At 64.3% G+C, this 12,089-nt stretch carries 11 protein-coding genes; 9 read left to right on the top strand and 2 right to left on the bottom strand.

Features of this window, described 5'->3' with window-relative positions:
* Window positions 1-214: 214 nt before the first annotated feature.
* The gene (locus O1Y97_RS01290) at window positions 215-628 is read left to right on the top strand and encodes a Fur family transcriptional regulator (RefSeq protein WP_108605600.1); all 414 of its coding nucleotides are present in this window, start codon (window positions 215-217) and stop codon (window positions 626-628) included.
* Here O1Y97_RS01290 and O1Y97_RS01285 read toward each other — a convergent pair.
* Together O1Y97_RS01285 and polA are read right to left on the bottom strand one after the other, a co-directional pair.
* Window positions 625-1,254, bottom strand: a complete 630-nt coding sequence (locus O1Y97_RS01285) for a LysE family translocator (protein ID WP_318762812.1) — start codon at window positions 1,252-1,254, stop codon at window positions 625-627. The two genes, O1Y97_RS01290 and O1Y97_RS01285, sit on opposite strands and share 4 nt — an antisense overlap.
* A gap of 1 nt (window position 1,255) precedes the next feature.
* Window positions 1,256-4,234 (bottom strand): DNA polymerase I, encoded by a 2,979-nt coding sequence (gene polA / locus O1Y97_RS01280; RefSeq protein WP_318762811.1) that lies wholly within the window; start codon window positions 4,232-4,234, stop codon window positions 1,256-1,258.
* Between the two features lie 777 nt (window positions 4,235-5,011).
* Between polA and O1Y97_RS01275 the strand changes: the two genes are divergently transcribed.
* The 8 genes from O1Y97_RS01275 to O1Y97_RS01240 all read left to right on the top strand — a co-directional run bounded on the left by O1Y97_RS01275 (window position 5,012) and on the right by O1Y97_RS01240 (window position 11,941).
* Entirely contained in the window at window positions 5,012-6,400 is a 1,389-nt protein-coding gene (locus O1Y97_RS01275; RefSeq protein ID WP_318762810.1) for a M20/M25/M40 family metallo-hydrolase, read from the top strand.
* A 77-nt stretch (window positions 6,401-6,477) separates the two neighbouring features.
* Complete coding sequence (locus O1Y97_RS01270) at window positions 6,478-7,095, top strand: ribonuclease D (protein ID WP_183263008.1); 618 nt, start codon at window positions 6,478-6,480, stop codon at window positions 7,093-7,095.
* An 82-nt stretch (window positions 7,096-7,177) separates the two neighbouring features.
* Entirely contained in the window at window positions 7,178-7,477 is a 300-nt protein-coding gene (locus tag O1Y97_RS01265; RefSeq protein WP_108605594.1) for an ATP-binding cassette domain-containing protein, read from the top strand.
* Window positions 7,478-7,548: 71 nt separating this feature from the next.
* The gene (locus O1Y97_RS01260; protein ID WP_318762809.1) at window positions 7,549-7,797 is read left to right on the top strand and encodes a hypothetical protein; all 249 of its coding nucleotides are present in this window, start codon (window positions 7,549-7,551) and stop codon (window positions 7,795-7,797) included.
* 36 nt (window positions 7,798-7,833) lie between these two features.
* Window positions 7,834-8,034, top strand: a complete 201-nt coding sequence (locus O1Y97_RS01255; RefSeq protein ID WP_318762808.1) for a hypothetical protein — start codon at window positions 7,834-7,836, stop codon at window positions 8,032-8,034.
* 270 nt (window positions 8,035-8,304) lie between these two features.
* Window positions 8,305-8,538 carry a hypothetical protein gene (locus tag O1Y97_RS01250; RefSeq protein ID WP_108605591.1) on the top strand — a complete coding sequence of 78 codons (234 nt, stop codon included), beginning with the start codon at window positions 8,305-8,307 and terminating at the stop codon, window positions 8,536-8,538.
* A 164-nt stretch (window positions 8,539-8,702) separates the two neighbouring features.
* Window positions 8,703-10,898 (top strand): transglycosylase domain-containing protein, encoded by a 2,196-nt coding sequence (locus O1Y97_RS01245; protein WP_318762807.1) that lies wholly within the window; start codon window positions 8,703-8,705, stop codon window positions 10,896-10,898.
* A 188-nt stretch (window positions 10,899-11,086) separates the two neighbouring features.
* A complete protein-coding gene (locus O1Y97_RS01240; RefSeq protein ID WP_108605589.1) occupies window positions 11,087-11,941 on the top strand; it encodes a hypothetical protein in 855 nt (284 codons plus the stop codon).
* The last annotated feature ends 148 nt before the right edge of the window (window positions 11,942-12,089 follow it).

Here is a 12,089-nt window from a genome sequence, read left to right as displayed (position 1 = left end):
TTTCGGTCACATGTTTTGGCGTCGCCCGAATCCCTCTCCCCCTTGTGGGGAGGGGTTAGGGGTGGGGGTAAGGGCCGGCGCGCGGCGGCTGAAAGCTCCAACATTGTCTTTGGCAGCCGGACGCGCTAGCAAACCCCTTGTTCAATCGCCATCTTCAGGCGGTGGATTGTTCCGTCCGGGTATTGGCCTGGCCGAGGAAGGTGAAAACGGAAAAATGGCGGCGCGGGCTACGCTGACGAAGAACCAGCAGAAGGTTCTGGAGAAACTCGAAGCGGCGACCGGGCCGCTCAGTGCCTATACGCTGCTCGACCAGCTGCGCGACGAGGGCTTCCGCGCGCCGCTGCAGGTTTATCGTGCCCTTGAATCGCTGATGAAGGACGGGTTTGTTCACCGTCTCGAAAGCCTGAACGCCTTCGTTGCCTGCTCCGAGCCGCACGACCACAGCCATCACAACCATCGCATGACGGCCTTCGCCATCTGCGACACCTGCGGCCAGGTCACCGAGATTTCCGACGAGACGATCGGCAAGCGCCTCGACGACTGGGTCGGCTCGACCGGCTTCGTCGCCAAGAAGGCGGTCATCGAGTTTCGCGGCACCTGCGCCAAATGCGCCGCGATTGCCGCCTAACGCGCCGTCGAGAACGCGAACCAGATAGCCACCCCAGCGAGCAGAGCCGACAGCGTCCGGCGCGCGAAGCGCTCGCGCCTGCTATCGTTGAGGAATGGTTCGAGCGTCCCTGCCAGCGTGACGATCAGCGCATGGATGATGGTCGCAACCGCAACATAGATTGCGGTGAGCGTGATGGTCTGTGACAGCACCGGCCGCTCGGCCACGATGAAAGTCGGCAGGACCGCGACATAGAACACCGCAGCTTTCGGGTTGAGCAGGTTGGTGATCAGCCCGCGCATGAAGTAGCGCCGGTCGGCGTCCTTGTCGGTGGCGACGACCTCGGCCTGGCCCCTCCAGCCCTCATAGGCGAGAAACAGCAGGAACAGCACGCCGGCCCAGCGCAGGCCTTCATAGAGGAGGTTCGATGCCTGGATCAGTTCGGTGACGCCCAGCGCCGCGACAATGCCGAGGACAGCGAGGCCGAGCGCGATGCCGGCCACGGTGGCGAAGCCGGCGCGGCGCCCTTCGCCGGCCGACACCAGCGCGAGGTAGGTCATGTTCGGCCCGGGCGTCAGTTCGATGATCAGCGACGTCAGGGCGAAGGAGAGCAACGTCGGCAGGTCCGACGACGTCGCAAGCTCCATCTCAGTGCGCCTCGTCCCAGCTGTTGGCGCCATGGGCGTCGACATGCAGCGGCACCGACATCGACACCGCCGGCATGGCGGCGTTTTCCATGACATGGCGGACGACGGGGATCGTCGCCTCGACCTCGTTCTCGACGGTCTCGAAGATCAGTTCGTCGTGCACCTGCAGCAGCATCCGAGCCGACAGTCTGGCAGCGACAAGAGCGTCTTCCATGCGGATCATTGCGCGGCGGATGATGTCGGCGGCCGTACCCTGCAGGCGTGCGTTGATCGAGGCGCGTTCGTTGAAGGCGCGCACCGAGGGATTGGACGACCGGATTTCCGGATAGTGGATGCGGCGGCCGAAGATGGTCTCGACATAGCCGTTCTCGCGGCAGAACGCCTTGGTCTCGTCCATGTAGGCGCGGATGCCGGGGAAGCGCTCGAAATACTTCCTGATATAGTCGGAGGCTTCCTCGCGCGGGATCGACAGCTGGTTGGCGAGGCCGAAGGCCGAGATGCCGTAGATGATGCCGAAATTGATCGCCTTGGCCCGGCGGCGGATCTCCGACGGCATGCCTTCCACGGGCACCGAGAACATCTCGGACGCCGTCATCGCATGGATGTCGACGCCGTCGGCGAAGGCCTGCTTGAGCTGGCCGATGTCGGCGACATGGGCAAGCACGCGCAGCTCGATCTGGCTGTAGTCTGCCGAGATCAGCTTGTTGCCCTTGTCGGCAATGAAGGCAGTGCGGATCTTGCGGCCTTCGGTGGTGCGGATCGGGATGTTCTGCAGGTTCGGGTCCGACGACGACAGCCGTCCCGTCGTAGTGGCGGCGAGCGCGTAGGAGGTGTGGACGCGCTTGGTCTCAGGATTGATGAAGCCGGGCAGGGCGTCTGTATAGGTCGACTTGAGCTTGGTCATCTGGCGCCAGTCGACGATCTTGCGCGGCAGCTCGTGGCCTTCGGCGGCAAGGTCTTCCAGCACCTGCGCCGATGTCGACCACTGGCCCGTCTTGGTCTTGGTTCCGCCGGGCAGGCCCATTCGGCCGAACAGGATGTCGCCGAGCTGCTTGGGCGAGCCGATGTTGAAGCGCTCGCCGGCGATTGCGTTGATTTCGTCTTCGAGACGGGCAGCACCCTGGGCCAGTTCGCCCGAAAGCCGCGACAGGATCTGGCGGTCGACCGAGATGCCGCGCTGTTCCATGCGCGCCAGCACCGGCACCAGCGGCCGTTCCAGCCGCTCGTAGACCGAGACCACACCCTTGGCAGCGAGGCGCGGCTTGAGCACGCGCCACAGCCGCAGCGCCACGTCGGCGTCCTCGGCCGCATAGGCGGTCGCCTTGTCGATGTCGACCTGGTCGAAGCCGACGACATTCCTGCCCGAACCGGCAATCTCCTTGAACGGGATCGGCGTGTGGCCGAGCCACTTCTCCGACAGGGAATCCGTTCCGTGGCCGCCATTGGTGCCGCCGTCGAGCACGTAAGACAACAGCATCGTGTCGTCGAACGAGTGCACGTCGATGCCGTGCCGGTCCAGCACCACCAGATCGTATTTCAGGTTCTGCGCCACCTTGAGCACGGAGGCGTCTTCGAGCAGCGCCTTGAGTGCGGCGATCGCGTCGCGCACGGGTACCTGGTTCTCGACCAGTCCGCCGCCGAGAAGATCGCCGCGGCCGCTCTTGTGGGCCAGCGGCACATAGACGGCGCGACCGGGTGCAGTTGCCAGGGAAAAGCCGACCAGTTCGGCCTGCATCGGGTCGAGCGAGGTGGTTTTGGTGTCGAAGGCGACGACGCCGGCCTGTCTTGCCTCGGCGATCCAGTTGTTCAGGGTCGCCAGGTCGCGGATGGTGACATAGGCGGCATGGTCGAACTTTTGCGAGGCTGCCCGTTCGGCGATCTTGTTGGCGAGGGCGGTGGGAGTGTCGTGCATGTTGCCGCTTTCGGCAGAGGCGGACGAGGGGGCTGCGGCAGCAGCGTTGCCTCCGTTCGCACGCGCTGCAGGAGCCGCGGCGGTCGCCGCCGGTGCCGCTCCCGAACCGACGTCAGGCCCATGCGCGTCGGCGCCCCACTGCACGCTGACAGGCACAGCCTCGACCTCGCCGGCCTCCGTGCCGGTGGCCTCGGCGACGCGGCGCGTCAGCGAGGTGAATTCCATCGTCTTGAGGAAGCCGATCAGCTTCGGCCCGTTGGGCGGCTGCAGCACGAAGTCTTCGAGCACGTCGGTCACCGGCACGTCGACCTTGAGCCGCACCAGCTCGCGCGAAATGCGCGCCTTGTCGGCGTTGTCGATGATCGACTGGCGGCGCTTGTCCTGCTTGATCTCGGCGGCGCGCGCGAGCAGCGTGTCGAGGTCGCCGAACTGCTCGAGCAGCTGTGCCGCCGTCTTTGGGCCGATGCCGGGCACGCCCGGCACGTTATCGACCGAGTCGCCGGTCAGCGCCTGCAGGTCGATCATCTTCTCGGGCGGCACGCCCCACTTCTCGACAACCTCGGGAACGTTGATCTGGCGATCCTTCATCGGGTCGTACATCGACACGCTGGGACCGACGAGCTGCATCAGGTCCTTGTCGGAGGAGACGATGGTGGTGTCGCCGCCGGCTTCGCAGGCGAGCCGGGCATAGGTGGCGATCAAATCGTCGGCCTCAAAGCCTTCCATCTCGATGCAGGGCAGCTCGAAGGCCTTGGTCGCCTGCCGGATCAGGCCGAATTGCGGGATCAGGTCTTCCGGCGGCGCCGAGCGGTTGGCCTTGTACTCGGGGTAGAGCTCGTTGCGGAAGGTCTTCGAGGAATAGTCGAAGATGACCGCGAAATGCGTCGGCACGACCCCAGCTTCGGTGTTGCGCGCGTCGAGCATCAGCTTCCACAACATGTTGCAGAAACCTGAGACGGCACCGACCGGAAGGCCGTCGGACTTGCGGGTCAGCGGCGGCAGCGCGTGATAGGCGCGGAAGATGTAGCCGGAGCCGTCGACAAGGAAGAGATGATCGCCTTTTTTCATGGCGATACGGGTAGCTTGGCATAGCGCGGCTGTCCATGGTCAAGCTGGCCCTGTCGCCGTCTACTGACAAGTCCTTTGCCCGTGCTGGACCGCGGCCGGTGCCGGTCGGTCGGCCGGTCGCCGTGCTCGGGGAACCGGTTTTGGCCCGGCACACGCTGGCGAAGCTTTTTGCTCTGCGATGCGGTTGCAATGGCGGCTGCGGCGCGAGAGCGATGGTATGTTTCAAGTCGCTATCAAGATCACCCACGAGCACATTACGCTGGGGAAGAATTCAGCCCAGTCACCAACATCGGCCATCTTTCGGTGGGTGTTTTCGACAATGCCCTCGTGAGCACTTCCGTCACTATCCATGACGACGATTTCGATGCCCGGGACACCCGGCGTATTACCGGCCGAGGAATACATCGGCGGGCGATGGCAGGGCTGACTGCGCGCACCGGGCGATCACGCGCATGTTACAAAAGTGTAATCTTCGTGCCCTTGAATCGCCATGTTCAAAGGAACAAATAATGGGCATCGGCAGTTCTTGCCGAAGTCCGGTCTCAGGCCCGTCCCCCGCCTATCCGGACCCTGCGGCAGCCTCATCCCCCTCTCCGGGCTGCCGCACCGTTTGAAGAATGTGCCGCCGTGGCTCCCCCCTCCACCACGGCGGCACTTTTTTGTCCCGACATTGCCACGATGGCTTACGTAGCCTTGGCAGTTGGCCCAATCCTGCCGGCTTTTCGTTTTCTCTTTGGCCAACTAGGTTGCGCCGCAGAAGAATCGAAAGGCACCCCAATGTCCGCTCTCTCGTCGGTCCTCGACCGTCTCGACAACAATCTCGACCAGTCGCTGGAGCGCCTGTTCGGCTTGCTCCGCATCAAGTCGATCTCCACCGATCCGGCCTTTTCAGGCGATTGCCGCAAGGCCGCCGAATGGCTGGTCGCCGACCTGAAGTCGATCGGCTTCGACGCCAGCGTCCGCGACACCCCGGGCCATCCGATGGTGGTCGCCCACCATGACGGCCCCGCCGGTTCGCCGCATGTGCTGTTTTACGGCCACTACGATGTCCAGCCGGTTGACCCGCTCGATCTGTGGGAAGCCGATCCGTTCGATCCCAAGGTCAAGGAACTGGAGCCCGGCCGCAAGGTTATCACTGGCCGTGGTTCGTCCGACGACAAGGGACAGCTGATGCTGTTCGTCGAGGCCTGCCGCGCCTGGAAAGAGGTGCATGGCGGCCTGCCGTGCAAGATCACGCTCCTGTTCGAGGGCGAGGAAGAATCGGGCTCGCCGTCGCTCAAGCCGTTCCTCGACGCCAATTCGGAAGAGCTCAAGGCCGATTTCGCCATGGTCTGCGACACCGGCATGTGGGACCGCGAGACGCCTGCCATCTCGATAGCGCTGCGCGGTCTCGTCGGCGAGGAGATCACCGTTCATGCCGCCGACCGCGACCTGCATTCGGGCGAATATGGCGGTGCCGCCGCCAACCCGGTGCGCATCCTGGCCAAGGTGCTGGCCGACATTCATGACGACACCGGCCGCATCACCATCCCCGGCTTCTATGACGGCGTCGAGGAAACCCCTTCGCAGATCCTGAAGTCGTGGGAAACGCTTGGCGAGACCGCCGAGAAGTTCCTCGGCGAGGTCGGCCTGTCCATTCCCTCGGGCGAAAAGGGCCGTTCGGTGCTCGAACTGGTCTGGGCCCGTCCGACGGCCGAGTTCAACGGCATCATCGGCGGCTACACCGGCAAGGGTTTCAAGACCGTGATCGCCGCCCAGGCTTCGGCCAAGGTGTCGTTCCGCCTCGTCCACAAGCAGGATCCGGAAAAGATCCGTACCGCCTTCCGCGAGTTCGTCAGCGCGCGCATTCCCGCCGACTGCAGCGTCGAGTTCGACAAGCATGGCGGTTCGCCGGCGATCCAGCTGTCCTCCGACTCGCCGTTCCTCAACAAGGCCAAGGACGCGCTGACCGACGAATGGTCGAAGCAGGCCGTGATGATCGCCGTCGGCGGCTCGATCCCGATCGTCGGCGACTTCAAGACCTATCTCGGCATGGAATCGCTGCTCGTCGGCTTCGGCCTGCCCGACGACCGCATCCATTCGCCCAACGAGAAGTACGACCTGACCTCGTTCCACAAGGGCCAGCGCTCTTGGGCCCGCATTCTCGATGCGCTGACCCGTTCGTGACCGCCTAAGATCAACTTTCTGTTGATTTTTCTTCCGATCGCGGCAAGTGAGAAGCCAAGCCGCGATCGGAGACAATGATGACCATCCGCTTTCACAAGCACGACCTGCCCGACCTCACGCACTACGACGTCGATGCGGTCGCCATCGACACCGAGACGCTGGGGCTGAACCCGCATCGCGACCGGCTCTGCGTCGTCCAGATCTCGCCGGGCGACGGCACCGCCGACGTGATCCAGATCGCGCCCGGGCAGAAGAAGGCGCCGAACCTGACGAGCCTGCTCAGGAACCGCAAGGTGACCAAGCTGTTCCATTTCGGCCGCTTCGACATCGCCGTGCTCTACAACGCCTTCGGCGTCATGGCCGAGCCGGTGTTCTGCACCAAGATCGCCTCGCGCCTGACCCGCACCTACACCGACCGCCACGGCCTCAAGGACATCTGCAACGAGCTTCTCGGCGTCAGCCTGTCGAAGCAGCAGCAGTCGTCGGACTGGGCAGCCGAGACGTTGTCGCCCGAGCAGCTCGAATATGCCGCATCCGACGTGCTTTACCTGCATCGGCTGCGCGACGTGCTGGCCGGCAGGTTGGAGCGCGACGGCCGCACCAAGGAGGCCGAGGCCTGCTTCCGCTTCCTGCCCGTCCGGGCGAAGCTCGACCTGATGGGCTGGGACGAAGAGGACATTTTCGCCCATAGCTGACGCAGCGGCAGGGACCTTCGAGGGAACGAACGGACAGGCTTGGCCGTTTGGGGTGCGTTACCTGATGAAAGGACGCACCCGAATGGCCACGACTCGTGAAGAAATCCAGACCGAACTCGAAGCGCAGGTTTCCCAGCTCACCAAGCAGGTCGCATCGCTGACCAAGGCGATGTCCAAGCGCAGTGCAAGTGCCTTGGCGGAAGGCCGCGATAGTGCCTCCGAACTTTATGACGGCTTCTACGACCGCTTCACCGAGGCCCTGCCGGTGATGCGCAAACAGGCGCGCGCGGCGCAGAAGACCGCCCAGGACAATCCGATGACGACAGCACTTGTCGGCGTCGCCGTTTTCGGCTTGCTCGCGGCTTTGCTTACCCGCCGATGAGTTTTGCCGCCGCGTGGCTTTACCAGGCCGCGCGGTCGGCTATCGTTGGTTCGCAAATCTGAGGGATCCGCATGAGCGCCAAGACACCCATCGCCACCGCCCCGACGGACGGTTCCAAGGTCACGGTCTACTGGACCGACCGCGACGGCCAGGAAAATGAATCGCTCGCCCAGTACCGCTCCCTGGCGCGGCTGAAGGCGGCCGGCGGGCAGTGGGACGATACCGACGAGGGCTGGTGGGCCTATGTCGACAGCGATACCCAAAAGCGCATCGCCCCGCATTCGTGGGCGGCACCCGGCGGCGACGAAGACGAAGAATGAGCGTATGCTCGGCGTTGCCAGCCTGGGAGAACAGCCATGGCCGAAAGACCCGATCAGAAAGAGCACGAATTCATGGTCACGGCCGTCGAGCCGGCGAGCGAGCCTACCCTTGACGGTGTCGCGGTGACGCTAGTCGACGCGCGCGGCGGCCGCGTGCGTCTGCATATGGACACCGACATGGCCGAACTCCTGCGCGAGCGCATCTCGGCCGCGCTCAACAAGACCACGGGTCCCTGACAGCGTATCGGCTCGGCCATGCGGCTGGAGGTCGGCGTAGCGCCTCGCTGCAAGGCTCACCCCCCGATTGGCATGCTGCAGGCGCGTAATCGACTGCACTTCCGGTCCTGTCGATGCTGTCGTGCAGGCGTTCGATCTGTCCGTTCATACCTCGCCGAGGCTGGCAGGCAGCCGGAGCAAAAATAAACTGCACCCTCCTTTGAACCTTTTCTCTCCTGGAGCCGACCAAGCTTCGTGAGGTGGACAAATCTGTTTCAAAGGAGAGAACCCATGAGTGCACTACGCAATGTCATCCTGGCCGTGGTCGCGGCCTCCGCCGTGACCGCATGTCAGTCGACCGAAATACGCCGCTGCGAATGGAAGCCGAAGGATCCGCGCTACCTTGAGAGCAGCAACTGCTGCAACAAGAACGATCCGTCGAGCCCCTGCTACAAGAGCAGCGACCGGCCGGATCGCCCCGACAAGCCGAACGACCCGCGCCCGAATGATCCGATTCCGGGTTGATTTCTGGCAATTCCACGGCCGCCGCCTCCGAGAAGGTCGGCGGCCTTGGCATGATACCCAGCCTTGCCTGTGGGCACGCAGGCGCCGCCACTTAATCCCTCCTTAAATCGCCGCATTTACTGTTCAACCGGAACGCCATTGGCATGGGGGCCGGACAAACAGGTATGGCGAACCGGAAAGACAGACGCATCGAGCCCAGCTTCGATGGACCGCGCAATGAGGCGGAGGACGATGTCTTTTCGGTGCGCGAGGAGGACCGCGTCGTGCCAAGCCGCCGCAAGGCCCCGACCAAGCGCAAGTCTTCCAAGACGCGGTCGACATCGCGTGGACACTCAAGGAAACCCAAGCGCGGCATGTTCGGCATCTTTGGCCGGCTGGTCTACTGGGGCTTCGTGCTGTCCATCTGGGGCGGCATCGCTGCCGCCGGCATCGTCGTCTATTACGGCGCCAAGATGCCGAGCTCGACGACCTGGGCCATCCCCGATCGTTCGCCCAACATCAAGATCATCGGTGTCGACGGCAGGCTGGTCGCCAATCGCGGCATGACCGGCGGCGAGGCCGTCGGCCTGCATGAGATGTCGCCCTATATCCCGCAAGCCGTCATGGCGATCGAGGATCGCCGCTTCTATTCGCATTTCGGCTTCGATCCGATCGGCCTTGCGCGCGCGGTGTCGACCAGGGTCCTGCACGGGCGCTTCACCCAGGGCGGCTCGACGCTGACCCAGCAGCTCGCCAAGAACCTGTTCCTCAAGCCCGATCGCACGCTGGAACGCAAGGTGCAGGAGGTGCTGCTGGCGCTGTGGCTGGAGCAGAAGCACACCAAGGACCAGATTCTCGAAATGTACCTCAACCGGGTCTATTTCGGCTCGGGCTCCTACGGTGTCGAAGCTGCCTCGCGGCGCTATTTCGGCAAGTCCTCGCGCGACGTGACGCTGGCCGAGGCTGCCTTGCTCGCCGGCCTGCTCAAGGCGCCGTCGCGCCTGTCGCCGGCGCGCGACCCCAAGGCCGCAGAGGCCCGCGCCCAGCTCGTGCTGGGGGCGATGCGCGGCGAGGGCATGATCGGCGAGAAGGAGCTGAAGACGGCGATGAGCGCGCCGGCAACGCGCGCCGCCTCGTTCTGGACCGGTTCGGAAAACTATGTCGCCGACCGCGTCATGGAAGAATTGCCTGGCCTGATCGGCGAGGTGCGCTCCGACATCATCGTCGACACCACAGTCGACATGACGTTGCAGGACCTGGCCGAGAAGTCGATCCGCCGGCTGATCGACGAGAGCGGCCAGAAGCTCAATGTCAGTCAGGGCGCGCTGGTGTCGATCGACAATTCCGGTGCCGTGCGCGCCATGGTCGGCGGCTACGACTATTCGACCAGCCAGTTCGACCGCGCCTCCGAGGCGCGCCGCCAGCCGGGATCGGCCTTCAAGCCGTTCGTCTACATGGCAGCCCTCGAGCAGGGCCGTACGCCCGACAGCATGCGCAACGACGCGCCGATCAAGATCGGCAAATGGACGCCGGAAAACTACAACGGCAAATATTTCGGCCGGGTCACGCTGAAGACCGCGTTGGCGAAGTCGTTGAACTCGGTAGCAGCACAGCTCGCCATGGAAGTCGGCCCCAACGCGGTCGTTGAGGCAGCCCATCGCATGGGCATCGAATCCGACCTCCAGCCCAATGTCTCGATCTCGCTTGGCACCTCCGAGGTGACGCCGCTGGAGCTGACGGCGGCCTATGTGCCGTTCGCCAATGGCGGCTACCGCCCCGAAGTGCACATGATCCGCCGCGTCACCACGGCTGACGGCAACGTGCTCTACGAGAACACCTCGGGCGGTGGCCCACGCGTCATCAGCCCCGAAGTGGTCGGCATGATGAACGCGATGATGACCGGCGCGGTCGAGGAGGGCACGGCCAAGAAGGCTGCCTTCGCATGGCCGGCGGCCGGCAAGACCGGCACCAGCCAGAATTCGCGCGACGCCTGGTTCGTTGGCTATACCGCCAACCTCACCACCGGCGTGTGGTTCGGCAACGACGACGGCAAGCCGATGAAGAAGGTCACCGGCGGCGCGCTGCCTGCGCTGGCCTGGCATGAATTCATGGTCGCCGCGCATGAGGGCGTCCCGGTGGCTGCGTTGCCGGGCTCCTGGACGCCGCAGCCTGCGGCCCCCGCTGTCGCTGTCGAGGACCAGCCGCTCGACGAAGACACCTTCCCGGCAGCACCCCAGCCTGTCCGGCAGCAAGTCGGCGATGCAACTGGCATGTCGCAGGAGCCGACGGCTTCGATACGCCGCCCGGTGCCGCCCGCCGACGTTGGCGGCCCGGTCCAGCGCCGCGAAACGTCGATCCTCGATGTTCTGCTGGGCAACTAGACGCCCCGGCCATCCGGCAACTGTGTCCGCACTGCCCACGGAATTCAGCCGCGGACATAGTGTTGCCCGAATGCTTCAGGTCGGGGAAAACCCGCCAGGGTTGTGGCCTGTCAGGTGCTCCTATTATTACGAATCGCTAATTTAGAGATATAGGATTCCCTCATCGAATCTCAGGCGAGGGGCCATCCGTGAAGACTCTTCTCTCAAGCGTCTGCCTTGCAGCGCTGACCACATCCGCATTTGCAGCAGATGCCCTGGCGCCGGTCGACGACACGGTCGTCCGCCAGATCTCGGGCTATGGTGAAATCTACGGCGGCGGTGTGTGGTTCGATGAATTCGACGACGGTGACATCTGGGCCTATGGCGGCGCCGTGCGCATCAACGTGCCCTTCGCCGAGCGCTGGAACGCACAGGGCGACCTCACCGTCGATGCCATCGACATCGAAGGCACCAGGCTGCACAGCATCGGCGGGGTCCTGCATCTCAACTGGCGCGATCCTGCATCTTACGCTGTTGGCGGCTTCGCCGAGGTCAAGACCTATGGCTTCTCCGATGGTGGCCCCGACCAGGATATCTGGGACTGGAAGGTCGGTCCCGAGGCTCAGGTCTATTTCGGCAACGTCACCCTTTACGGCCAGGCCTATTACGGTGGGCTTGAAGCTGACGGGCTGCCCTTCGACGTCGATCTGATGGGCATTCGCGGCGTGGCGCGCTACTTTGCGCAGGACAACCTGCGCTTCGACGCCGAGCTTGGCTTCCACCGGATGAATATCAGCCAGGGCGGCATGGAGCTGGATTTCGACGTCGTCGCCTTGGCTCTCCAGGCGACCTACCGCTTCACCGACACCCCTTGGTCGGTCTTCGGTCGTTATCAGTATGAAAACGTCTCGATATCGGAGGCGTCGGATAGCCTGGACCTGCACAAGCTCACGGTCGGCCTGCGCGCCAGCTTCGGCAGCGGAACGCTGCTCGACGAGGATCGCAACGGCGCCACGATGGACACCTACCGGCCGAATTTCGTCCTGCCACTCGTCGGCGGCTGACCGGCACTTCAGACGCAAAACGAAGCCGCGCAGGCAACTGCGCGGCTTTTGCTTGCCTGGACCTGCGCAGGCCGATTCAGTCGGCGGGGCTTGGGGCACGGGACGGTGTCCGCCGGCCTTCCACCATCCCCCGTCGATGGCGCGGGCG

Source organism: Aminobacter niigataensis (genome assembly GCF_946995915.1).
Classification (GTDB): domain Bacteria; phylum Pseudomonadota; class Alphaproteobacteria; order Rhizobiales; family Rhizobiaceae; genus Aminobacter; species Aminobacter niigataensis.
Note: the sequence above shows the minus strand (reverse complement) of the source record. Positions and strands in the feature narration are given on the sequence as shown.